This is a genomic window from Janthinobacterium sp. FW305-128 (assembly GCF_020858135.1).
GTDB lineage: Bacteria > Pseudomonadota > Gammaproteobacteria > Burkholderiales > Burkholderiaceae_D > Janthinobacterium.
On sequence record NZ_JACYMK010000003.1, the window covers coordinates 391,174 to 414,053 of the forward strand.

Below are 22,880 nucleotides of genomic sequence, written 5' to 3' on the forward strand. Positions count from 1 at the left end.
GAAGATGAACAAGACACGCGACACCACTTACCTGGACTGGCCATTTTTCGAAGCGCGCCATGCGGAACTTGAGCGTGACCTCGATGCCTGGGCGGCGCAGCACCTGGGCGACGAGCATGGCGGCGACGTCGATGCGGCTTGCCGCGCGCGGGTGGCGCAACTGGGGCAGGGCGGATGGCTGGCCTACGCCACGGGCACCGATGGCCAGATCGACACGCGCGCCATTTGCCTGATGCGCGAAACCCTGGCGCGCCACGACGGCCTGGCCGATTTCGCCTTTGCCATGCAGGGACTCGGTTCCGGCGCCATCGGCCTGTTCGGCAGCGCCGGGAACAAGGCGCGCTATCTGCCGGACGTGGCCAGCGGCAAGCGCATCGCCGCCTTTGCCCTGTCCGAGCCGCAGGCCGGCTCCGACGTGGCGGCCATGGCGTGCGCGGCGCGCCGCGACGGCGACGACTATGTGCTCGATGGCGAAAAGACGTGGATCTCGAACGGTGGCATCGCCGACTTTTACGTGGTGTTCGCGCGGACGGGCGAGGCGCCAGGGGCGCGCGGCATCAGCGCCTTCATCGTCGACGCCGACAATCCCGGGCTGGAAATCGCCGAGCGCATCGCCGTCATCGCGCCGCATCCGCTGGCGCGCCTGCGCTTTGCCAATTGCCGCGTGCCCGTGTCGCAGCGCTTGGGCGAGGCGGGGCAGGGCTTCAAGGTGGCGATGGCGACCCTCGACGTGTTCCGCACGTCGGTGGCCGCCGCCGCCCTGGGCTTTGCGCGGCGCGCGTTCGACGAAGCGCTGCGCCACGCGACAAAGCGCCAGATGTTCGGCCAGACTCTGGCGGACTTCCAGTTGACGCAGGCGAAACTGGCGCAGATGGCCACCGGCATCGATGCGGCCGCGCTGCTGACCTACCGCGCCGCCTGGCAGCGCGACCAGGGCCGCAAGGTGACGAAGGAGGCCGCGATGGCCAAGCTGACGGCCACGGAAACGGCGCAGCAGGTGATCGACGCGGCCGTGCAGCTGTTTGGCGGCATGGGCGTCGTCAGCGGGCACCCGGTCGAGCGCCTGTACCGCGAAATCCGCGCGCTGCGCATCTATGAGGGCGCCAGCGAAGTGCAGCAATTGATCATCGCGCGCGAACTGCTGCGCGAGGCGGGGAACGCATGAACAGCATGAACCGCATGGACAACGAGGAGAACACGATGCAAGTGCTGCAACCGCCCGGATGGGCAAGACCGCGCGGCTATGCGAACGGCGTGGCCGCCAGCGGACGCACGGTGTACGTCAGCGGCATGATCGGCTGGGATGCGCAGGGCCAGTTTCATACGGACGATTTTGCGGGACAGGTGCGCCAGGCGCTGCAGAATGTCGTCGCCGTGCTGGCCGAGGCGGGCGCCTTGCCCGAGCACATCGTGCGCATGAACTGGTATGTACTGGACAAGAAGGAATATGTGGCGTCATATCCACAAATCGGCGTTGCTTACAGGGAAATCATCGGCAAGCACTTCCCGGCCATGACGGCCGTGCAGGTGGCGGGACTCATCGAGGACAGAGCGAAGGTCGAGATCGAGGTGACGGCGGTGTTGCCTGAATGAATTATTTTTATCAAAATTATATTCTTTTGCGCTAAAATAAGAAATATAAAAACAATATCTGCTATGTTATATTTGGCAACCGGAAAATACGCCGGCTTCAAATACTGACAGTCGAGGCAGATGATGCACAATAATTTTAAGGCAGTAAGAAGTGTGGTGCTGGCCGTGGCCGGTATGGGTGTTTGCCTGGGCGCGCAGGCCGGAACCGGCACGTCGCTACTGTCTCCTGGCTATCAGGCGCAATTGGAAACTTGGCTCGGAGAGGGCCGTCTGGCGCTGACGAATATCTACAGCAAGGCGGCGGGCGACACTTCGCTCGATTTCCATAAGGCCTCCGATGGCAAGGGGCGCACATTTTCCGTTATGGAAGCCACGAATTCATCGGGCAAGACGTGGCTGGTGGGCGGCTACAATCCACAAAGCTGGAGCTCGACTGATGGCATGCATGTGACCATGGAGGACAGCGAGCGCACGGCCTTCCTGTTCAATCTGACAGCGGGCTTCATGCTGCCGCAGTTGAAGCAGTATTTCAGCGGAGATGGCTTGGGCAAGGATCAGACCTTCAACGGTGCCAAGGCCGGTCCTACCTTCGGCGTCGGCCATGACCTCTACGTTCCCGAGAATCTGACCAATGGCGGCTCGTCCTACTTGTATACCTATAACCACTACGGTCAGCCGACGATGGGCTATAGCCTTCTGGATGGCTCCGTCTGGAAGGGGGCTGACATCACTTATGGCGCCATCCAGGTATTCAGCATCAGCGCCATTCCCGAGCCAGTCACCTATGCGCTGCTGCTGGCGGGATTGGGCGTGCTGGGCGTGGTTCGCCGCCGCAAGCGCGCGCTGGCCTGACGCGTCGCAGTCAAAAATGCCGTCCGCTTGCCACGCTGTCCATGGCGGGCGCCAGCCTGTATAATGCCGCTGCGCGTGTCGCCATCGTACAATGGATAGTACAAGGTCCTCCTAAGACTTAAATGCAGGTTCGATTCCTGCTGGCGACACCACATCCACGCAACGCGCGCCGGTGGCCTGAGTTCATGCTGGCCGCAATGTACTGGTGGTGCCGAGTTGTCGGTACAATGCGTGCTTCATTCATCCAATCGGCAGCTGTTTGGCGTACCACGCGGTGCGCGCGAGGCGGCGCCCGTACACCTTTACTCATTATGGCTGTCATTTCTCTTTCATCGGCGCAACTTGCGTTCGGTCACGTCGCGCTGCTCGATCACGCGGAATTTTCACTGGAAACCTCGGAACGGGTCGGCTTGATCGGCCGCAACGGCACGGGGAAATCGTCGCTGTTGAAGGTCATTTCGGGCAAGTTCAAGCTCGATGATGGCTTGCTGGTCATGCAGCAGGGCATCAAGATCGCCTATGTGGAGCAGGAACCGCAATTCGATCCGGACATGTCCGTGTTCGACGCCGTCGCGTCCGGCATGGGCGAGTCGCAGGCCTGGTTGAAGGAATACGATGCGCTGACGGGCCAGTTTGGCCAGGGCAATGACGACGAACTGATGGAACGCATGCACGACATCCAGGTCAAACTGGATGCGGCCGATGCGTGGAGCTTGCCGAACAAGGTGGAAACCGTGCTCGACCGCTTGAACCTGACGGGCGACATGCTGATGAAAACCCTGTCTGGCGGCATGCAGAAGCGCGTGGCGCTGGCGCGCGCGCTGGTGTCGGCGCCCGATGTGCTGCTGCTCGATGAGCCGACCAACCATCTGGACTTCAGCTCCATCCTGTGGCTGGAAGGTTTGCTGCGCGACTTCAAGGGCAGCGTGCTGTTCATCACCCATGACCGCTCCTTCCTCGACAACGTTGCCACGCGCATCATCGAACTCGACCGCGGCCGTTTGCTGTCGTATCCGGGCAACTTCACGGCTTACCAGACGCGCAAGGCGGAGCAGCTGGAAATCGAGGAAGTGGAAAACGCCAAGTTCGACAAGTTCCTGGCGCAGGAAGAGGTGTGGATACGCAAGGGCGTCAAGGCGCGCCGCGTGCGCGACGAAGGCCGCGTGCGCCGCCTGGAAGCGCTGCGCCTGACGCGCAATGCGCGCCGCGAACAGCAGGGCCAAGTGAAACTGGACGTGTCGGCCGGCGAACGCTCGGGCAAGATCGTGGCGGACCTGGAAAACGTTTCGAAGATCTACGGCGACAAGGTCATCGTCAAGGATTTCAGCGCCACCATCTTGCGCGGCGACAAGGTTGGCCTGATCGGCGCCAACGGCGCCGGCAAGACCACCTTGCTGAAAATGATTCTGGGTGAAGAGCAGTCGGACACGGGTACCATCCGCCTGGGCACCAAGCTGCAGGTCGCGTATTTCGACCAGATGCGCACGCAGCTGAACGAAGAGGCGAATCTGATGGAAACCATCGCGCCAGGCAGCGACTGGGTCGAGATCAATGGCCAGCGTCGCCATGTGATGACGTATTTGAACGATTTCCTGTTCGCGCCGGAACGTGCGCGTTCGCCCGTCAAGTCCCTGTCCGGTGGCGAGCGCAACCGTTTGCTGCTGGCGCGTCTGTTCGCCAAGCCAGCCAACGTGCTGGTGCTCGATGAGCCGACCAATGACTTGGATATTGATACCCTGGAATTGCTGGAAGAGTTGCTGGAAGAATACACCGGCACCGTCTTCCTCGTCAGCCATGACCGCACCTTCCTCGACAACGTGGTCACGCAGGTGATCGTCGCCGAAGGCGAGGGCAAGTGGCGCGAATTCGTCGGTGGCTACACGGACTGGGAGCGCGTGCGCACCTTGCCGATCGCCACAGCGCCGGCCAGCAAGCCGGCCGTGAAGGTCGAGGCCGCCATACCCGTTGCCAAGCAGAAAAAGCTCAGCTACAAGGAGCAGCGCGAGCTGGAAGAGTTGCCGAAATTGATCGCCAAGCTGGAAGACGAGCAATCGGTGCTGGCCGCCGAACTGTCGCATCCGGACTTCTACAAGAAGACGCCGGCCGAAGGCAAGCGCCTGAATGCGCGCGTGGCCGAGATCGAAGGCGAACTGCTGGAAGCGCTGGAAAAGTGGGAGCAGATCGAGGCGCGCGCCAACGGTTGATTGTTTTCTGCCTCTCCTGTTGTAATTAAGTTAGGATTATTTGCCACGGCAACGGTTCTGCTTGATATAATTATATAATTATATTTTTTACATCGGGGGATGCATGTTTGTTATCAAAAACACGCGCTCCGGACCACCGCGTCCGGCGCGTGGTTTCATCTCCGGTGCGCATCAGTATGTTTGACCGCGCCGCCTTGCCCCGGGTAGCGCCATTCCTGGCCTATCTCTCCTTTATCTTTATCGCAGACATGCTGGGCCGGGCGGGCTTCGCCGCGCAGGACTTGCGCTGGCTGTACGCCGTCAAGATCGGCGTCGTGCTGGGTATGTTGCTGTACTGGCGCCGCAGCTACACGGAACTGGCCTGGGTGCCATTGGGCGCGCGTGCGCTGGCCGCGGCGCTGGCCACCGGCATTGTTGTTTTTCTGCTGTGGATCAACCTCGATGCAGGCTGGATGACGATCGGCAATGCGGACGGATTCGACCCGCGCAATGATGGCCAGGTCGAATGGAGTCTGGTGGTGCTGCGCATCGCCGGCGCGGCTCTCGTGGTGCCAGTGATGGAAGAGCTGTTCTGGCGCTCTTTCCTGCTGCGTTGGATCGATGCCCCTGATTTCCTGAAATTTCAGCCACGCCTGGCCAGTGCCAAGGCTTTTGTTGTCAGCGTGGTACTGTTTGGCTTCGAACACAATTTGTGGCTGGCCGGTATCGTTGCCGGCGCCGCCTACAGTTTGCTGTACATGCGCAGCCAGAACCTGTGGTCGCCCATCCTCGCCCATGGTGTGACGAACGGCGTGTTGGGCCTCTGGATTATTTCTGGCGGCCACTGGACTTACTGGTAATATTGCCAACCAACTGTTTGCTCTTTCAAAGACAATGCCCATGTTGACTTCACCGTATCATTGCCAGGCCCATATCGGGCAATCCGGATTGCAGCGCAACCGTTTGGCCTCGGTTCTGGCCCGCATATTGCCCGCTACGCTGTTGGCAGCCGGTGGCGCGGCATGCAGTTTGCCGGCTGGTGCCGCCATCAGCGATACGATTTCGCCTTTTATTGCGACGTCGTACTCGTATGACGATAATTTGTTCCGCATCGATGACAATGTGCCCGGTTTTGATGGGCAGCGTTCCGACACCTCGCGCCAGGTGCAAGCGGGATTCCGGATCAATCGTCCCATCGGCCGGCAGTTGCTGACGGGGCAGGTAAAGTGGTCACGCGTCTACTTTGATCATTTTGACCAGCTCGATTACACGGGCAAAGACTATCTGGCTGATCTCGAGTGGCATATTGCGAATCACCTCGAAGGCCACCTGGGCGCCAGCTATGCACAGACACTGACGCCGTTCAGCGATTTGCGAAGCTCGGAACGTAACCTGCGCACGATACGCCGCGAGTATGCGAATGGCGGCTGGCGCTTTCACCCCAGCTGGCGCGTGCGGGGGGGATTCTCACGCGATCGATATAGTTATGATTCGATTGCGCAAAGATTTTCCAATAGGCAAGAAGATGCCATTGAACTGGGCTTCGATTATTTGCCTGCCAGCGGAAGCCGGATCGGCATACAGCTGCGCCATTTGAAAGGGAGCTTTCCGAACCGGGCAAACCTGGCCGCGTTCGGTATCGAGCAGGGGTATGAGCAGGACGAAGTGAAGGCGAATATTTATTGGAATCTCAGCGGCGTGACGCAAATGCAGTTGCTTGGCGGCTGGGTGAAACGCAAGAACGAGCTATTTTCCGGGCGTGATTCCAGCGGCGCCAATGGGCGCATCACTGTGAACTGGGCCCCGCTTGGCAAGGTGCGTTTTACGGGTAGCCTGTGGCATGAATTTGCAGCAGTGGAAAATTCCCTGATTACCAGTAGCTTGAACAATGGCGCCAGCCTCGCTGCTGCCTGGGATATCTCGGCCAAAGTGCGCATGGATGCGCAACTGCGGCGCGAGAAACGCGATTTTTCCGCGGCGAGCGGCTTGGTGCTGCCCGTCAATGTCGACGACACCACGAAAACGGCCAGCATCGGTCTGACGTATGTGCCGCGGCCAAATATTCAATTGGGCGTCAGCGCATTCCGCGATACGCGCAGAGGCGCTCCCATTATCAACACAGGTAGTTACCGTGCCAAAGGCGCTTCCATTAACGCCAGCATTCAGTTCTGATGAGTATTATGACGGTCAATGATATACCCCTGATTTCGTTTTTCCAGCGCATCCTCGATCCTTTGATCATCATGGGCACGCTGTATTTGTTGTCCGCCTTGTCGGGCTCGCCCTTTACCGGTTATTCGCTGGTACTGATGATACTGGCGTTTTTTATTTCATCGTCGGTGTTTCAATATGTTGATCCGTACCGTACGTGGCGTAGTGGCCGCATGCTCGCCTACGCGCGCGATATCTTTGTCAGCTGGACCATTACCGCCCTGATTCTGATCTTTCTTGGCTCGGCGACGGGGCTGGCGTTCCATTTCGACCGCGAGCTGGTACTGGCCTGGTTTCTGCTGACGCCATTCATATTGCTGCTCAGTCATCTTGCCGCACGGCGCATGGTGGCCGATCCCGGCCGCGACAGCGAAGTGCGCTCGGTCGTCATCATCGGGGCCAATGACGCCAGCCTGAAGTTTGCCACGACCGTAGAGCGCAATCCGAACCTGTTCATGAACGTGCGGGGGTTCTTCGACGACCGTACCGATGACCGCTGGCCGGAGAAAATGCGTGAACCCATGCTGGGGAAGATGGCCGATATTGCCGCCTATGTGCGCGAACACAATATCAAGATGATATTCATCAGCCAGCCGATTTCAGCCCAGCCGCGCATCCGCAAGATGCTCGATGAATTGCAGGATACGACGGCATCCGTGTATTTCCTGCCGGATATCTATATCTTCGATCTGATGCAGGCGCGTTTCGACAACGTAGGCGGCATGCCGGTGATCGCCATCCGCGAGTCGCCGTTCACGGGCTTTAACAGCATGGTCAAACGTGGCAGCGACATCGTGCTGGGCCTGCTGATCCAGATCATGTTGTTGCCAGTGATGCTCGTCATCGCCATCGCCGTGAAGATGACCTCGAAAGGTCCCGTGATTTTCCGCCAGCGCCGCTACGGCTTGTATGGCGAGGAAATTATTGTGTATAAATTCCGCTCGATGACGGTCAGCGAGGATGGCGACAAGGTGGTGCAGGCCACGAAAAACGACCAGCGCGTCACGCGCATCGGCGGTTTCCTGCGCCGCAGTTCACTCGATGAATTGCCGCAATTTATCAATGTGCTACAGGGCCGCATGAGCATAGTCGGGCCGCGTCCCCATGCTGTGGCGCACAATGAGCAGTATCGTAAGTTGATCAAAGGCTACATGCTGCGTCACAAGGTCAAGCCCGGCATCACGGGATGGGCGCAGGTAAATGGTTTGCGCGGCGAGACAGAAACCCTGGACAAGATGGAAGCGCGCATTCATTTTGACCTCGACTACCTGCGCAACTGGTCACTCTGGCTGGATCTGTGGATTATCATGCGCACGGTGAAGGTTGTGCTTAAACGGGACAATGCCCATTGAGTGAAGTGACCGAGCAACACTGCATGGAATTTGTTTTGCGTCAGATCAATACGCGTTAAAATGAAGCAAGCATTCGAAGTACGGACCCATGGTCTGTACCGGCGAATCGGGCGTAATGCAAAGAACAATAGCAGAAGGCGCGACAGCATCATGTAGCGGCAGTTGGCGACGCGTATTGCTTCGGTTGCCTTACCGGCCGCCGGCTTGGTTCGCACGGCTTCGCCATCTCACGCACCGGTGTTTGTCCATGCTGCGCTTCAGACTACGGCCCCATCCTCGCCGATCCTGCACGGGAACGCGTCGCTACAGCGTTCTTACAGGAAAACTAAATTCGTACCAAGTACAAGAAATGCTATTTTTAAGCCTGAGCAGATAAAGAATGACAGGCGTCTGGCTGTAAGTTTTCTTGGAAACAGTTGTTTTTAAATCTGCTTAATGGATTTTTAAGCAAATAGTTTCCGGCAGCTCTTGTACATTGTGTATCATATTTATAATATTGACAATTGTGTGGTCTAGTCCCATAATTCCATGAGAAATCTGCTATTTTGGCAATATTTTTTGATAGTATAGTTGTATTTTTTGTCATTAAATTGTCGTGAGCGATTTCTTTTCTGAACTAAAGGAGTAATTTTGAACCTCTTGCATAAACAACGTTGGAGTGTGCACGTGCCGGGACTGAACTCTCGTATGCTGTGTTCGGCCTTGGTCTTGCTGACCGCTGTAGGTATGGCCGCGTGTGGCAACAAGGAAAAGAAGGCCGGGCAGGCACTGGCAAGTGTGAATGGCGAGGAAATTACTGTTCTTCAGCTCAATGAAGAGATGCAGCGTGCCAATGTACAGGCTGCGCAGCAAGATGCTGCGAGCAAACAACTGCTGGAATCGTTGATTGATCGCCAACTGCTGTTGAATGAAGCAGTCAAGGAGAAAATGGACCGCGATCCCAAGGTCGTGCAGGCGGTCGAGCGCGCGAAGTCCTTGATCATTGCGCAGGCCTATATGCAGAAAAAGATCGGATCGCTGCCCCGTCCGGGCAAGGCCGAGGTGGAAGCGTATTTTGAAAAGAATCCGCAATATTTCACCCAGCGCAAGCAGTTCGATATGCGCGAGTTGATTATTGCCAGCGCCGATATGAATGATGCGCTGAAGGCCGCAATGGACGCGGCCAAGTCGCTCGATGAGGTGGCAGCCTGGCTCGATACGCATCAGGTGAAGTATGGTCGTACGCAACTATCCCGTTCGAGCGCCGACTTGGCGCCAGAGCTGAGCGGGAAGTTGCTGGCCATGCCGAAAGGGCAGTTATTCATTATTCGCGAAGGTGACCGTACCTTGCTGATTTCGCTGGCCGATATCAAGGATAGTCCTGTGACCTTGGCCCAGGCGGCGCCGCAAATCGAACAGTTTCTTACTAATAAGAAAACCAAGGATGTGGCCGATGCTGAGCTCAAGCGTTTGCGCGCAACGGCAAAGATCGAATATTTGAACCAGCCTGCGGCGGGCAAGGACGCGGCCTCGACAGTTACGCCGGCGACGCCGGCGTCAGCGCCTGCCGGGCCGGCCGCAGTGTCGAACGACGTGAATGAACGTGGAGCAGCCGGGCTGAAGTGATGCCAGGTATAAGATGAACGCAAATTTTTATGGAAGCAGGCAAATCATGAAACGACTTGCAATGTGGATAATGGCAGCCTTTTTTGCGCTGACCGCTGGTGTGGCCGGTGCCGCCGATGTTTTGCTCGGTGCAGGCGATGTGCTGAAAATCTCCGTGTACGGTAGCCCGGACCTTGGTCTGGAAACCCGCGTCAGCGAAGCGGGTGAGATCACGTTTCCTCTGGTTGGCGCCGTACCCATCGGGGGGCTTTCCGTTGCCGCTGCAGAAAAGAAAATTGGCAACCTTCTTGAAGGTGGCGGTTTTCTGCGCAAGGCACAGGTCAATATCATCGTAACGTCGTTGCAGAGCCAGCAGGTATCCGTGTTGGGACAGGTGAATCGCCCTGGACGCTATCCGCTCGAAGGCAAGCGCAGCCTGATGGATGTGCTGGCAATGGCGGGCGGCTTTACAGCCGAAGCGGGCGATACCATCAATCTGATCCGTAAGCGCGATGGCAAGACCAGCAAGGAAGTGATCGACATTATCGAAATGGTGCGCGCCGGTTCACTGGACCGTGACGTTGATCTGACTGGCAATGACGTGATTTACGTGGAACGCACGCCGCGTTTCTATATCTATGGAGAGGTACAGCGACCTGGGACCTTCCGCCTCGAACGGGGAATGACCGTCCTGCAGGCGCTGTCTGTCGGTGGCGGCCTGACGCAGCGTGGCACGGAGCGCAGCATGCGCATCAAGCGTCGCGATGGCGCAGGTAAATTGGAAACGATTGAAGCGAAGCACGATGATCTTCTGCAAACAGACGACGTCGTTTATGTCAGGGAAAGCCTGTTTTAATTTGCGTCGCGCACGTCCGGATAATTTGTCTGAATCGATTTCTCTGATATGAGAGCTGTACCATGAATTTTTCACAATTTTTACTGATCCTGCGTGCGCGCAAATGGATATTGATCATTACCTTGCTGATTACGGTGGGGGCGACCGTTATCGTCAGCGCGCTGCTGCCCAAGACATACAAGGCATCGGCGTCGGTATTGATGAACTACAAAGGTATTGATCCCGTTACCGGGATGGCGATGCCTGGACAGTTGTTACCCGGCTACATGGCAACGCAGATTGATATTATCAGCAGCAAGAATGTTGCACTGCGTGTAGTCGATCAATTGCACCTGGCGGAAAGTCCAGCCGTGATTGCGCAGTTTAATGAGGCCTCGAAGGGCGTAGGCAATGTGCGTGACTGGCTTGCCGAGTTACTGTTGGCCAAGCTGGAAATTGTTCCGTCGCACGAAAGTAGCGTGGTCGACATCAGTTTCAAGGGCAGCGATCCGCAATTTGTTGCAGCTGTAGCCAATGCCTTTGCTGACGAATATCAAAAGACCAGTATTCAACTTAAAGTCGATCCCATGAGAAAGGCATCGACGTATTTCACGGAACAGACGAAGCTGTTGCGCGATGCCCTGGAGAGCGCGCAAAGCCGTCTGTCCGAGTATCAACAAAAAAATGGCATCGTTAGCCTTGATAACCGTCTCGATGTCGAGTCGAACCGCCTCAACGACCTGTCGGCGCAGTTGGTCGCGGCACAAGGGTTGGCAATGGAAGCGACGTCGCGCCAGCGCATGGCACAGGGCGGTGCCTTTGCCGAATCGCCCGACGTGGCGGCCAACCCGCTGATCCAAAGCCTGAAGGTGGGGCTGGGTAGCGCTGAATCCAAGCTTGCCGAGATTGGCCAGCGACTGGGCACCAATCACCCGCAGTATCAGTCTGCAAAGGCTGAAGTCGATAAATTACGCAGCGACCTGAAGGAAAGCTTGCGCGTCACGTCAAACAGTGTCGGCAATAATGCGCAGATCATGTCGCAGCGCGAAGGTGCCATTCGTGCCGCGCTTGCCGCGCAAAAGGCGAAAGTGCTGGAATTGAACCGTACCCGGGACGAGATGGGCGTTTTGCAAAAGGATGTGGAAAGTGCCCAGCGTGCTTTCGAGGCGACGTCGCAGCGCTTGTCCCAGACGCGCCTGGAAGGGCAATCTGAGCAGTCTGATATCTCGCTGTTGAATCCGGCAGTGCCACCCAGCCAGCCGGCGGGCCCCAAGGTCTTGTTGAATACGGTACTAGCCCTGTTCCTTGGCACAATGTTCGGTATCGGTGTGGCCTTGCTGGCTGAAATGCTGGATCGCCGCGTGCGTTCTGAAAATGATCTTTCCGATGCCTTGCAGTTGCCCATGCTTGGCAGCATTGCCTGGAATGCGCCAGCCCGCACACGGGGGAATCGTTTCTGGTCGCTGTTGCCGCGCTCTTTGCGCGCAAATTAATTTTTCTTGGAAAGCATCATGAATCCAGTCCCACATTCTGTTCAGACCACCCCAACCCTGCCGCGTGGCGGCGACTCGAGCATTGGCGGCTTGCTGCTTGAATCGGGCAAGATTTCGCCTGAAAATGCCGAGCGCGTATTGCGCATGCAAAAAGAGCTGGGCATTCGTTTTGGCGAAGCCGCGCAGCGCCTTGGGCTTGTGACGGAAGCCGATATCCAGCAAGTTCTGGCGCGCCAGTTTGACTACCCTTATCTGCAAGCGGGGCAGGGGGATTTTTCCGACAAGCTGGTGGCGGCCTATCAGCCATTCAGTGCCCAAGTGGAAACGTTGCGCGCTGTGCGCAGTCAACTCATGTTGCGCTGGTTTGCGCGCGGCCATAAGGCGCTGGTCGTGATGTCGGTTAACCCAGGTGAAGGTGCGAGCCTGTTCGCCGCTAACCTGGCCGTGGTATTTTCACAGCTTGGGGAGCATACCTTGCTGGTGGATGCCAACCTGCGTACGCCGCGTCAGCATGAGATCTTTGATTTGAAAGGCCGGCAGGGGCTGTCGGACATGCTGGCCGGACGCGCTGATCAGGGGGCCGTTACTAAAATCGACTCTTTTGTCGATCTGTCCGTACTGGGAGCCGGCACGCTTCCTCCAAACCCGCAGGAGATGCTGAGTCGTTCGCCGTTTAGCGGACTCAATGCGCAGCTGGAGTCACGCTATGATGTCGTGCTTTACGATACCTCCGCTTTTTCCGTTGGTTCCGATGCCTTGATCACGGCAACCCGGGCTGGAGGCGTGCTGCTGGTGGCGCGCAAGAATTACACGCTATTGCATGATATCCATGCGATGACGGAGCAAATGGTACAAAGTGGCGTCGAAGTCGTTGGTTCCGTGCTGGTAGATTTTTGATGAGTGCGCTTAGCCATCCTGCATCGGTGCGTGACAAGTTGCCGTCGCGCGCGATCATTCTGGAATGGTTGCCGATCATTATTGGCTTCCTGGCGCTGTACCTGCCATCTTTTTACTCGCTTTTCCATGGCATTTGGGCGACAGAAGACCAGGCGCATGGGCCGATCATTTTGGCGCTGTCCGTGTGGCTGCTGTATCACCAGCGTGCCAAGCTTCTGGAACGTGCCGATCCCCGCGGCTCTCCTGTGCTGGGTTCGTTCATGTTCATCTTTGGCCTGCTGCTGTATGTCGTCGGCGTCTCGCAACAGATCCTGGCGTTTGAGATAGGCTCCTTTGTCGTCGTTACGATGTCGATTGTCTGCTTCAAGTTTGGCGCGGCGTCGCTGCGCGCCGTGTGGTTCCCGTTTTTCTTCATGTTTTTCATGATCCCATTGCCTAGCGCTATCGTCTCGGCATTGACGCTGCCAATGAAAATCGCCGTTTCCTATGTCACGGAACACCTGTTGTTCTGGGCCGGCTATCCCATTGCACGCAGTGGCGTGATTCTGCAGATCGGACAATATCAATTGCTGGTTGCCGATGCCTGTGCCGGTTTGCAGACATTGTTGACGCTTGAGGCACTGGGCCTGTTCTACCTGAATCTGGTGCGCCATACTTCACCGTTCCGTAATATCGTCCTGGCGACGCTGATCATTCCGATTTCCTTTACCGCCAATGTGATACGCGTCATGACGCTCACGCTCATTACATATTATTTTGGTGATGCCGCAGGTCAAGGTTTCCTGCATGGTTTTGCCGGCATGGTGCTCTTCATCAGCGCATTGATATTGATTATTAGTCTAGACACCTTGCTGCAATGGATAGTGCGCCGCGGCAATAGCAAACGCAGCCAGGAAGGCCAGCCATGAATACGCATACACAAGTGAGCAAGGCCTGGATCAGCGGCGTGATACTGGGCTTGTGCATGTTGTTCGCATTATGGCTCGGGCAGCGAGCTACCCCCACGATCCGCATCGCCGACAGCCGGCCGAAAATTATGCTGGAAACGGCGATTCCTGCTGCATTCGGCGACTGGCAGGAAGACCGTGCGCAGATTTCCGCCGTTGTCAATCCAACGGCGCTTGAGGAAATCAACAAAATTTATAACCAGACCCTGACGCGCACCTATGTCAATCGTGAAGGCGAACGCATCATGCTATCGATTGCCTATGGAACTGATCAGAGCGACAATTTGTCGATTCACTTCCCCGAAGGCTGTTATGGTGGTCAGGGCTTCGCGGTCGGCCCCACCACGCATGAACCACTGGATACGGTAGCAGGCAGCATTCCAGCCTCGCGTCTGGTAGCGGCTTTAAATAATCGCAATGAGCCGATCATTTATTGGGTCGTGGTTGGCGAGAAGGCTGTTAACGACATCTGGCAGATGAAAAAGGTCAAGCTGGCCTATGCGCTGGATGGCCGCATTCCTGACGCTACTCTGATGCGCGTATCGACGATTACGCAGGATAATGAGCATGGCTTTACTTTAGCCCAGGATTTTGTCAATCAGATGCTGTCTTCCATGACACCGGCGCATCGTCGTCATTTCTCGGGCCAGGGCAGCTAACGCTTGCCTGGCGAGGTTGCCTGGTTTGCAGCCCAAACTATCATTGTGGTGCGAGCTTGCACCCAAATTGGAATCAAGATGAGTTTTTTTCGAGCTAAGTTGAGCCCGGCAGGTGTGCCGCAAACGAATTCCTCCCGCCGCAAAAACGCGGGCTTGCGCATGCCGGGCGCCTCTACCGTATTGATTGCGCTAGGCGTGGCTTTCCTGGCGCTGCTGCTCGGTGCTGTGGTGGCGCTCGGTTCGAATCAATTGACCCTCATTCTTGCCGGTATCATGCTGATCGTGCCGGTAGTCGCGGTGGTCAACACGAAAAATTTGCTGCCGGTCCTGTTTGTGTTTACTTTCCTGGTGCAGGGCATGGCGCAGTATGCGTTCAACCTGCGTTTGGCGGCGTGGCTAGGCAGTGGCCTCGGCGCCCTGTTTTTCGCCCGAGCCGTTCTTGAGTTGAGTTCCTTCAATGGACGCCGCGAACTGGCGCCGAAGCCCGCTTTCGGCGCCAGCGCCGTCATCGTTGCCTCATTCCTCTACTTGTCCTTCTTTTTCTTCGGCATGGCCATTGGGCACCTGAGTTTGCCCAAGATGATTTCCGCCTTTCGCTTTTGCGTACCCATGTTCGGCGTGTTGTTTGCGCTGTACTGGTTTGAATGGCCGTTGAACCGACTCCAGACGCTTTGGAAACTGATCGCCATCATCACAGTGATCCAATTGCCAATTGTAATTTACCAGCATTTCTTCATGATAAGCAGCCTGGGTTGGGATGGGGTCGTTGGCTCTTTCGGACTGGGCATGAGCGCTACGTTGGTCTTGTTCAGCACGAGCGGCCTGCTGTATGTGGTGGCGCGCTGGGTGCGCGGCCTGAGCGGGCCTTTGCTGCCGGCTGGCATGCTGGCGGTGGTTCTGGCAATCAGTATCCTGGGTGAAGTTAAAGCAGTTTTTGTCTGGCTGCCTTTGGCCCTCTTTTTGATCCTGCGCCAGCGCGTGCTGAAAAACATCTTTGCCTTTGTTACCTTTGGCCTGTTTATTGGCCTGTTTATGGGGGGCACATATGGCGCCTACAAGGCACTGTACTGGGGCGACGTGATCGGTGGCGGCAAGACGGTGGAAGAAAAGCTCGACCGGACGGGCGGGTATTTCTTTGATCCGCGCAGCGTCAACTACACCACCGGCGAGGTGGGGCGCGGCGCCTCCATGTATCTTTGGTATCGCGACCCCATGCCGACCCTGGTGGAGCGCCTGGTCGGCTACGGGCCGGGCGCAAGCGCGACGAATGCAGGTACGGGACAAGGTATTGTCGCGGTGCGTTATCGTCGCCTGGCCATCAACGCCACGGCCATTTCCGCGTTGCTATGGGATGTCGGCGTCCTCGGCTTGCTGGCCTTCCTTGCCATCCCGCTGACGGGTATCGTGGCGGGTCTGCGTTACGTGAAATTCTCGGGGGCCGATCCGGAACGGCTGGCGATAGTGGATGTCAGTACGGTTACAATGATCATGCTCAGTACGACAGTGATCTACAACCGTGCCTTGCTTGATGAATCCACATTGCAATTGCTGATGTTTTTCAGCCTGGGCTGCATTGTGCATTTCTGCCGTTACCGTCATGCGGATGCGGCAGCTGTTCAGCCGCTTCAGAAGCCGCGCACAGCGCGTGCCGGGGCACTGCCGGGACGATGAGCCATTCGCGCAGCAGTTTTAATAATTTGCTTAAAAACAGTTCGATGATGTTTCTGCTGAACATAGCTTCAGCAGGCGTCAGCGTACTTGCCATTCCACTCAGCCTGAAGATCATCGGTATCGCCGCATTCGGTCACCTCGTGTTGGTGCAGTCAATTGCGCTGGCCGTATTCACCGTGTGCAATTTTCAGTATTGGCAGGGATTGCTGATTGAGTTGCCCGGCCGCCGCTTGTTGCCGCAGGCACTCAGTGCGGCTGTCTGGAAAAGTGCGCGTTTCGAGCTGCTCGCGGTGTGCGGGGTCATGGCCGTGATGCTGATACTTAAGCTGTTTCAGCTAAGCCAGCTAAGTACCTTTTCTTTGTCTCAGCTGATATTGCTGGCCTTGGCGGCCATCTTTCCTATTGTGGGTACCCCCACGGCTTATTTTCGCCTGATTAACAAATATCAGGTGTTGATGCTGGCTGGTTTGCTGAGCAGTCTGTTACGCCTGCTGTCACTATTTTTGGCAGCGCATTTTTCGCCAAGCGCATTTATGCTGGTGCTGGCCTATTTTGTGCCGGAAGCACTGCGCTGTGCGGGCCTCTTCTTATATATTCACCTGGCCAGGAAGGGACTCGATGGCAGCCTCGAGGCCAGCACCGTGGATCAGAGGCGCATAGTCAGAGCTGGGCGCTGGAGTACTTTCCAGGCGATCTGTGACTTGCCTGTGGCTCAGCTGGACCGCGTGATACTGGGTTTTTCGCTGTCGGGAGAGTACCTCGGCGTATTTAGTATCCTGAAGCGGATTTATGCCCTGGTGAATATGGCCAGTGCCCCGTTCTATTCAGCCTCCATTCCCGAATTTGCTTCACGCGTCAACGCGGGCGACGTGCGCGGTGCTTTTACGCTCTGGCTGAAAACGCTGCGCGTGCTTTCAGGCGTTTCGCTGGTCGCCGGAGCGCTGTGCTTTGCCAGCCAAAAATTATGGATGCCGTTGATATTTTCTGGCCTGCAGAGTTATCCATGGGAGTTCGCCGTGGTGCTGGCCAGCGCCATGCTGGCGGGAACCTTTGTAACGACTCATGCCCTATATTGGTCGCTTGGCAAGTTGCGGCAGACGACTATTATCGCGATAGGGTCGAATGTCTTTTACCTGATGATGTTATGGCTGCTGACTTCGCACTACGGCCTGCTTGGCAGTGTCAGCGCATTTCTCGTGCATGTTTCTCTTGTGGCCATATTAAAAATATTCTTACTACGGCGTTTGATGCCTCAATAAATATGATACCTAAGCTAATACATTATTGCTGGTTTGGCGATGGACAGATGAATGGCTTGCACGAGCGGTGCGTGGCATCATGGAGAAAATACTGTCCCGATTATGAAATCAAGCTATGGAATGAGAGTAATTCCAATTTAGATAATGCCTATTGTCGCGCGGCGATCAGGCAAAAAAAATGGGCATTTGTCGCCGATTGGGTTCGTTTTGACGCACTGGTGGCGCATGGCGGCATTTATCTGGATACCGATCTCGAATTGATCCGTCCGATTGATGAGTTACTAATTGGCGTGGACTGCCTGCTGGCACGCGAAAGCAAGCGTTCTATCGCCACCGCATTTATCGCCTGTCAGGCTGGTGATTTGACGATGCAGCATGCGCGCAGTCTTATTGCTGATGAGCTAAGCAGGCGCCAGATGTTTGCCACTTCACCGCATATCCTCAAACGCGCGGTCGCCCTGGCAGGCGAGGACCATAGCAGGATTCTGGCGCCCAAGTCGTTTTATCCGTTTAATCCGTATGATCCCGATATCGCGCGCAATCCCCGGCAATTCATGTATGCGGACGTTACGGCGGAAACCTATGGCGTACATCACTATGGATTACATGGTTCCTGGGCCGATGGGCGCCTGCAGCGGCTGCTATCCCGTGCCTTGGCAAAATTTGCTATTCGCCGTAAATGGCAGATTTCCTTCAATCCTTTTCCGGGAAACTGGAATTAATATTTTGATATTTGTTCGCTTGTTGGTTAGTCATGCTTAAAGCGCTATATTTATCCATATTTCACATTTCATTTTCGTAAATGGTTGCTTAAGTCGCATTCTAAGCGGCTTTGCGCATATATGATTTTTGTGGGGGTGGTTGTCTCTAAGCGACAGTTATTTACAATTCCTTGGTGTATAGTGACGGCTGAATGCAACATTAATCAGGTGTTTCTGGCGCTGCCGTTTTTCCCTGTTGCCGTTGTTTTAATTGAAGAAGTTCCCCCTTGAGTCCGATATGTTCACTGGTGAGTTGACACCGGCAAGCCTGACTGCAGTCTGGGAGGCGCTTATCATGCCCTTCACCTCTATATCAGGAGATATCAAATGCCTACAAGAATAATGACCAGTTCGGGCTTGTTGCTGGCCAGCCTGCTGGTGACTTGTTTGCCCAGCCGTGCAGACTGGGTCATGTCGGCCACGCCAGGCATCGTACGCCCTGCGCCAGATCAATTGCAGACTCAGCCGCAAAATCCCCCTTCCATCACATGGGCGCGTCATCGGACTTATCCGGCGCAATATGTGGTTGAAATCCAACGTAAGGGCGGGACGACTACCTCCTATACGGTCAGCCGCAATTTCATCCTGCTAGCGCAGCCCCTTGAGGCTGGCCAGTATGCGTGGCGGGTGCGCCCTCTGAGTTCGGTTATCGAATGGTCGGATTGGCGTGGTTTCATGATTGATGCGACATCCAAACAATTTGTCGTGCCCGAGAATAATAATATTGGTACGGCGATACTTGCTCACCCACGTCCGCGGCAACTGGCGACCAACTTCCAGTTGGCAAGCAACTGGTCCGCTGCAATGCGCGCAGATCGCGGCGGTGCCCTTGCCAAGCTCACTACCGAAGTGAATACGCGCATGATTTCACTGGCGCCGGTATCTAATGCGAACTTCCCCCCCTTGTCATCGACGGCAGGCGCCGCGGCAATTTCCGCCCAATATGTGCTGGTGTCGAATACGATGGGGAGCGTGATACGGCAGATGGAAGCTGCGGCGCTCATGTATCGACTCACCCTCGACAAGAAGTATCTGCAGGAAGCCATTGCGCGAGGCGACCAGATCGCTTCGCTCGATCCCGAGGGCGCAACCAGCTTTGCGGCGCAAGACCAGGTGGCGCGCATGATGTCGCTGGTGCTGGCCAAGGGGGCCGACTTGCTCTGGAATGAGCTGGATACCCCACGGCGCAAGGTCTGGATGGACATGGCGATTCTGCGCGCGCGCCCAATCTACGATAATCTGGCGGTGGGCAATGGCCGGCTTGACCAGACACCGCTGGACTCGCACGGTATCGAGGCACTTGGCTACCTAAGCCTGATTTCTGTCCTGGCACTGGGCGAATCACCTGAAGCGAAGGTCTGGCTCGATTTTGCAGTGCGCTCATATGCGCACTTGATCCATGTCTGGAGTGGCGCCGAAGGGGGCTATTCCAATGGCACGGCGTATGCGCAGTACACGATCGACATGCAGATGCAAGTGTGGCAGCCACTGGCCCAGGCAACCGGCATCAACCTGTTTGAAAAACCATGGGCAGCGGGCTTTGCCAGTTTCTTCATGCAATTCACTCCGCCTGGCACCCCTAGCCATGTGTTTGGCGACGTACATGAAGGCGTGCCTGATCAGGCATTGATGAAAGCGTTCATCTCGCGCCAGAAAACGCCCGCTGCGGCGTGGTTTGTCAACAACACGGTGGGAGAGGAAAATCCGATTACGTTGCTGCAGGCGCCGTATCCCCTGCCAGTGGCAACAGTGACCGCCCCGGCGCCGCCGCCGAATGCGATGCTGTTTCCAAGTATCGGCTGGGTGGCCATGCATAGCAGTATGGCCGACCGGGCGCGCACTTCCGTTTTCTTCAAGTCCAGTCCGTATGGCTCCTATAACCATAGTCATGGTGACCAAAATAGCATCGTGATCAACAGCGGTGGCCGCAAACTGCTGACGGAGGCGGGTTATCAGGATTATTTTGCATCGCCGCAAGCGATGAGCTGGTATCGCACCACCAAGGCGCACAATGCTGTGACGGTCGATGGCGGGCTGGGCCAACCAGTCGCCGGCACGCTGGAGTTGCTGGATCGCAAGGGGCGCATTACTGCCTTCCACACGTCGCCGACGCTGGACTATGCCGAAGGCGATGCCTTGCCCGCTTACAACGGATTGTTGACGACGGCTTTACGCAAGGTCTGGTATTTGCGAGGTCAGGATATGGTAGTTGTGCTTGATACGCTCGCTTCGGCGACACCGCGTATTTTCGAATGGAACCTGCATGCTGCCGCGCCCATTACCTTTACCACTGCCAATGCGGCAAAGATCGTCAACGTTGATCGCAGCCTGTGTCTGCAATCATTATCGACTGACGGTACGGCGCTGGCCAAGCGTTTGAGTCCGCCACCGAAGGTCGGTACGATAGAAGACCACGCGGCCTTCGTCAAACCGGCTGCGGCATTGAAAGGCGAGTTTCTGGTGGTGCTCGATGTGGGTTGCAAGGGAATCAAATCGCAGCTGACGCAAACGTCGACAGGACGACAACTCACCGTGGGTACGCAGTCTATCGTCTTGCCTTGATGCAAACTTGATGACACTGCCGGCGCCATGCCGGCAGTGTTGCAAGCTCGCTTGCGGTTCTAAAAAACGGGGCGCGCCGGGATGCCGACCGCGGTGGCACCGGCTGGCACGTCATGCAGCACTACCGCATTGGCACCTATCTTCGCGCTGCGGCCTATCGTAATGGGCCCCAGGACACAGGCGCCCGCACCAATTTCCACATCATCTTCGATCACCGGAACCTTCAGCAATCCAGCGCGCCCACCGATGGTGACGTTCTGCGATATCTTGACGCGGTCGCCAATGACGGCACGTGCATGCACAACGGTACCCAGCCCGCTATATGCCAGCAATACGTCCTTGCCCATTGTTACGCCTGGCGGCAACACCACGGCAAAGAGCATGCGGTTGAGCACGTAGAGAATTCTTGGCAGGAACGGGATGCGATGGCGGTGTAGCCAAGCAGACAGGCGAAATATTTTTAGCATGGGGAGCGCGGCCTTTTCAAGTTGGCGGTGTATGTACGGCGGCGTGGCGACGGCAGACGGCAGACGGCAGACGGCAGACGGCAGACGGCAGACGGCAGACGGCAGACGGCAGACGGCAGACGGCAGCGTAACCGGATAGCTGGTGACATTGCAATGAAATATCGGATGTATGGCCTGTTGCCCTGTACACTTTATTCTGGCAGTACGAGTCATTCTGCCGAAGATATGGTGTAACTGACATTGTTCGCAGGCATGGATGGTACAATTATAATAATTCTATGCCATTTATGATAATATTTTTCGTCCTCGACGATTGATTCACCTTGCCTCTGCGACTCTTCATACATGTTTCTCAAAATACTACAGCTCGTGCCTGAGGCATTGCCGACCTTTCGTCCGGATGTGGCTGTCCTGTTCGGTAAATATTTGCCCCGCCATCAAGTCGTATGTGATCTGGTGGGGACGGCGGACAGTGCGCCATTCCAGGAACAGAACTTTGCCTCGGCGCAGCGTCCCCTTTATCACTCCAGCCGCTTGCGGCGCGAATGGTCGTTCATCAAGCTGAGCCTTCGTAGTCTGCTGTCAGCCCGGCGTGGCGACTGCCATATTATCCAGGTACGTGACATGGTGTCGATCGGCCTGCTTGCAATGTGTATTGCCCGCTTCAAGAAAATTCCATTTACCTATTGGGTATCCTACCTGATGTGCGAAGGCCGCATAGAAAACGCGCGCCATCAGCTGGCTCGCCAGCCCAGTCTGCGTCAGCGGCTGGTACTGGTCAAAGGATTGTTGGAGGCGCAACTTCTATACCGGCTCGTCTTGCCGGGTGCCAAGCACATTTTCGTGCAAAGCGATGCCATGCGTGACTATATGATCGCAAAAGGAATTCCTGCCGAGCGCCTGAGTGCCGTGCCGATGGGCGTGGACATGGAACTCATGGAAGGCGCCCCCCGATCGAGCAGGCGTCCGGAAGGCTGGCAGGACGTACCGCTGCTCGCCTATCTGGGGACCCTGGACAAATCGCGTAATGTCGAACGCCTGATCGAGGCGCTCCAGTTGTTGCGCGTAACGGTTCCGCGTGCCTGTCTGTTATTGATCGGTGGTTCTCCCTATGTACAGGACGAGCAGGACTTGCTGCAGTACGCGGAGCGTGCCGGCCTGTCCGACGCTGTCCGCATTACCGGGTGGCTGCCTTCGGCGCAGGCCTGGGAATTGCTGTTGGGCGCCGATCTGGCGCTGTCCTATATTCCACGCGGAGTCCGCTACGATGTCAGTTCTCCTACCAAATTACTGGAATACCTGGCCCTGGCAATGCCCGCCGTCGGCAATGACAGCCCCGACCAGGTGCAGGTGCTGGAGGCCAGTCAGGCCGGCTGGCTGACGGTTAGCATGCCGGCCGCCATGGCCAGCGCCATGGACGAGGTGCTGGCCAACCCGGAACGCGCCCGTTTGCGCGCCAGCCATGGGCCGGCGTATATTGCCAGCGCGCGCAGCTATGCCATCATTGCTGAGCATGTTGCTCAACAGTATCGCCATATCGCAGCCGCCTAGGCT

The 22,880-nt window shown here is 56.6% G+C and carries 19 protein-coding genes and 1 tRNA gene; 19 read left to right on the forward strand and 1 reads right to left on the reverse strand.

Features of this window, described 5'->3' with window-relative positions; all coding sequences use genetic code 11:
- Window positions 1-4 precede the first annotated feature (4 nt).
- The 18 genes from IGS60_RS09400 to IGS60_RS09485 all read left to right on the forward strand — a co-directional run bounded on the left by IGS60_RS09400 (window position 5) and on the right by IGS60_RS09485 (window position 20,859).
- A complete protein-coding gene (locus IGS60_RS09400; RefSeq protein ID WP_230503969.1) occupies window positions 5-1,165 on the forward strand; it encodes an acyl-CoA dehydrogenase family protein in 1,161 nt (386 codons plus the stop codon).
- Window positions 1,166-1,200: 35 nt separating this feature from the next.
- Window positions 1,201-1,593, forward strand: coding sequence for a RidA family protein (locus IGS60_RS09405; RefSeq protein WP_230504073.1), 393 nt, complete (start codon window positions 1,201-1,203; stop codon window positions 1,591-1,593).
- Window positions 1,594-1,713: 120 nt separating this feature from the next.
- On the forward strand, window positions 1,714-2,445 hold the full coding sequence (locus tag IGS60_RS09410; protein WP_230503970.1) for a PEP_CTERM-anchored TLD domain-containing protein: 732 nt from the start codon (window positions 1,714-1,716) through the stop codon (window positions 2,443-2,445).
- Between the two features lie 77 nt (window positions 2,446-2,522).
- Window positions 2,523-2,597, forward strand: a tRNA-Arg gene (locus IGS60_RS09415).
- 159 nt (window positions 2,598-2,756) lie between these two features.
- On the forward strand, window positions 2,757-4,649 hold the full coding sequence (locus IGS60_RS09420) for an ATP-binding cassette domain-containing protein (protein ID WP_230503972.1): 1,893 nt from the start codon (window positions 2,757-2,759) through the stop codon (window positions 4,647-4,649).
- Between the two features lie 176 nt (window positions 4,650-4,825).
- A complete protein-coding gene (locus tag IGS60_RS09425; RefSeq protein WP_180279086.1) occupies window positions 4,826-5,488 on the forward strand; it encodes a CAAX prenyl protease-related protein in 663 nt (220 codons plus the stop codon).
- A 40-nt stretch (window positions 5,489-5,528) separates the two neighbouring features.
- Window positions 5,529-6,800: an XrtB/PEP-CTERM-associated polysaccharide biosynthesis outer membrane protein EpsL gene (gene epsL / locus IGS60_RS09430; RefSeq protein ID WP_099410485.1), complete on the forward strand. Its 1,272-nt coding sequence runs from the start codon at window positions 5,529-5,531 to the stop codon at window positions 6,798-6,800.
- An 8-nt stretch (window positions 6,801-6,808) separates the two neighbouring features.
- Window positions 6,809-8,191, forward strand: a complete 1,383-nt coding sequence (locus IGS60_RS09435; protein WP_230503975.1) for an undecaprenyl-phosphate glucose phosphotransferase — start codon at window positions 6,809-6,811, stop codon at window positions 8,189-8,191.
- Window positions 8,192-8,878: 687 nt separating this feature from the next.
- Window positions 8,879-9,796, forward strand: a complete 918-nt coding sequence (locus IGS60_RS09440) for an EpsD family peptidyl-prolyl cis-trans isomerase (protein WP_099410427.1) — start codon at window positions 8,879-8,881, stop codon at window positions 9,794-9,796.
- A 46-nt stretch (window positions 9,797-9,842) separates the two neighbouring features.
- Entirely contained in the window at window positions 9,843-10,631 is a 789-nt protein-coding gene (gene epsE, locus IGS60_RS09445; RefSeq protein ID WP_180279087.1) for a polysaccharide export protein EpsE, read from the forward strand.
- 62 nt (window positions 10,632-10,693) lie between these two features.
- On the forward strand, window positions 10,694-12,103 hold the full coding sequence (epsF, locus tag IGS60_RS09450; RefSeq protein WP_099410429.1) for a chain length determinant protein EpsF: 1,410 nt from the start codon (window positions 10,694-10,696) through the stop codon (window positions 12,101-12,103).
- Window positions 12,104-12,121: 18 nt separating this feature from the next.
- Window positions 12,122-13,000, forward strand: a complete 879-nt coding sequence (gene epsG, locus IGS60_RS09455) for a chain length determinant protein tyrosine kinase EpsG (protein ID WP_099410430.1) — start codon at window positions 12,122-12,124, stop codon at window positions 12,998-13,000.
- Window positions 13,000-13,908, forward strand: coding sequence for an exosortase B (xrtB, locus tag IGS60_RS09460; RefSeq protein ID WP_230503977.1), 909 nt, complete (start codon window positions 13,000-13,002; stop codon window positions 13,906-13,908). Before epsG ends, xrtB begins: the two co-directional genes overlap by 1 nt.
- Window positions 13,905-14,606 (forward strand): exosortase-associated protein EpsI, B-type, encoded by a 702-nt coding sequence (epsI, locus tag IGS60_RS09465; protein WP_230503979.1) that lies wholly within the window; start codon window positions 13,905-13,907, stop codon window positions 14,604-14,606. Before xrtB ends, epsI begins: the two co-directional genes overlap by 4 nt.
- A 78-nt stretch (window positions 14,607-14,684) precedes the next feature.
- Window positions 14,685-16,277 carry a hypothetical protein gene (locus IGS60_RS09470; RefSeq protein ID WP_230503981.1) on the forward strand — a complete coding sequence of 531 codons (1,593 nt, stop codon included), beginning with the start codon at window positions 14,685-14,687 and terminating at the stop codon, window positions 16,275-16,277.
- Entirely contained in the window at window positions 16,274-17,536 is a 1,263-nt protein-coding gene (locus tag IGS60_RS09475; protein WP_099410434.1) for a lipopolysaccharide biosynthesis protein, read from the forward strand. Before IGS60_RS09470 ends, IGS60_RS09475 begins: the two co-directional genes overlap by 4 nt.
- A 47-nt stretch (window positions 17,537-17,583) precedes the next feature.
- A complete protein-coding gene (locus IGS60_RS09480) occupies window positions 17,584-18,258 on the forward strand; it encodes a glycosyltransferase family 32 protein (protein ID WP_218963616.1) in 675 nt (224 codons plus the stop codon).
- Window positions 18,259-18,639: 381 nt separating this feature from the next.
- Window positions 18,640-20,859, forward strand: coding sequence for a heparinase II/III family protein (locus IGS60_RS09485; RefSeq protein ID WP_230503983.1), 2,220 nt, complete (start codon window positions 18,640-18,642; stop codon window positions 20,857-20,859).
- A gap of 59 nt (window positions 20,860-20,918) precedes the next feature.
- Here the strand turns inward: IGS60_RS09485 and IGS60_RS09490 are convergent, their stop codons facing one another.
- Window positions 20,919-21,326, reverse strand: coding sequence for a serine O-acetyltransferase (locus IGS60_RS09490; protein WP_099410436.1), 408 nt, complete (start codon window positions 21,324-21,326; stop codon window positions 20,919-20,921).
- Window positions 21,327-21,671: 345 nt separating this feature from the next.
- Here IGS60_RS09490 and IGS60_RS09495 point away from each other — a divergent pair, with 345 nt between their 5' ends.
- Window positions 21,672-22,877 (forward strand): glycosyltransferase family 4 protein, encoded by a 1,206-nt coding sequence (locus IGS60_RS09495; protein ID WP_230503985.1) that lies wholly within the window; start codon window positions 21,672-21,674, stop codon window positions 22,875-22,877.
- Window positions 22,878-22,880 lie beyond the last annotated feature (3 nt).

What these genes read in the sequence shown, in the direction of transcription:
- IGS60_RS09400 (WP_230503969.1), top strand. Translation starts at nt 5, where the DNA reads ATGAACAAGACACGCGACACCACTTACCTGGACTGGCCATTTTTCGAA.
- IGS60_RS09405 (WP_230504073.1), top strand. Translation starts at nt 1,201, where the DNA reads ATGCAAGTGCTGCAACCGCCCGGATGGGCAAGACCGCGCGGCTATGCG.
- IGS60_RS09410 (WP_230503970.1), top strand. Translation starts at nt 1,714, where the DNA reads ATGATGCACAATAATTTTAAGGCAGTAAGAAGTGTGGTGCTGGCCGTG.
- IGS60_RS09420 (WP_230503972.1), top strand. Translation starts at nt 2,757, where the DNA reads ATGGCTGTCATTTCTCTTTCATCGGCGCAACTTGCGTTCGGTCACGTC.
- IGS60_RS09425 (WP_180279086.1), top strand. Translation starts at nt 4,826, where the DNA reads ATGTTTGACCGCGCCGCCTTGCCCCGGGTAGCGCCATTCCTGGCCTAT.
- epsL (WP_099410485.1), top strand. Translation starts at nt 5,529, where the DNA reads ATGTTGACTTCACCGTATCATTGCCAGGCCCATATCGGGCAATCCGGA.
- IGS60_RS09435 (WP_230503975.1), top strand. Translation starts at nt 6,809, where the DNA reads ATGACGGTCAATGATATACCCCTGATTTCGTTTTTCCAGCGCATCCTC.
- IGS60_RS09440 (WP_099410427.1), top strand. Translation starts at nt 8,879, where the DNA reads ATGCTGTGTTCGGCCTTGGTCTTGCTGACCGCTGTAGGTATGGCCGCG.
- epsE (WP_180279087.1), top strand. Translation starts at nt 9,843, where the DNA reads ATGAAACGACTTGCAATGTGGATAATGGCAGCCTTTTTTGCGCTGACC.
- epsF (WP_099410429.1), top strand. Translation starts at nt 10,694, where the DNA reads ATGAATTTTTCACAATTTTTACTGATCCTGCGTGCGCGCAAATGGATA.
- epsG (WP_099410430.1), top strand. Translation starts at nt 12,122, where the DNA reads ATGAATCCAGTCCCACATTCTGTTCAGACCACCCCAACCCTGCCGCGT.
- xrtB (WP_230503977.1), top strand. Translation starts at nt 13,000, where the DNA reads ATGAGTGCGCTTAGCCATCCTGCATCGGTGCGTGACAAGTTGCCGTCG.
- epsI (WP_230503979.1), top strand. Translation starts at nt 13,905, where the DNA reads ATGAATACGCATACACAAGTGAGCAAGGCCTGGATCAGCGGCGTGATA.
- IGS60_RS09470 (WP_230503981.1), top strand. Translation starts at nt 14,685, where the DNA reads ATGAGTTTTTTTCGAGCTAAGTTGAGCCCGGCAGGTGTGCCGCAAACG.
- IGS60_RS09475 (WP_099410434.1), top strand. Translation starts at nt 16,274, where the DNA reads ATGAGCCATTCGCGCAGCAGTTTTAATAATTTGCTTAAAAACAGTTCG.
- IGS60_RS09480 (WP_218963616.1), top strand. Translation starts at nt 17,584, where the DNA reads ATGAATGGCTTGCACGAGCGGTGCGTGGCATCATGGAGAAAATACTGT.
- IGS60_RS09485 (WP_230503983.1), top strand. Translation starts at nt 18,640, where the DNA reads ATGACCAGTTCGGGCTTGTTGCTGGCCAGCCTGCTGGTGACTTGTTTG.
- IGS60_RS09490 (WP_099410436.1), bottom strand. Translation starts at nt 21,326, where the DNA reads ATGCTAAAAATATTTCGCCTGTCTGCTTGGCTACACCGCCATCGCATC.
- IGS60_RS09495 (WP_230503985.1), top strand. Translation starts at nt 21,672, where the DNA reads ATGTTTCTCAAAATACTACAGCTCGTGCCTGAGGCATTGCCGACCTTT.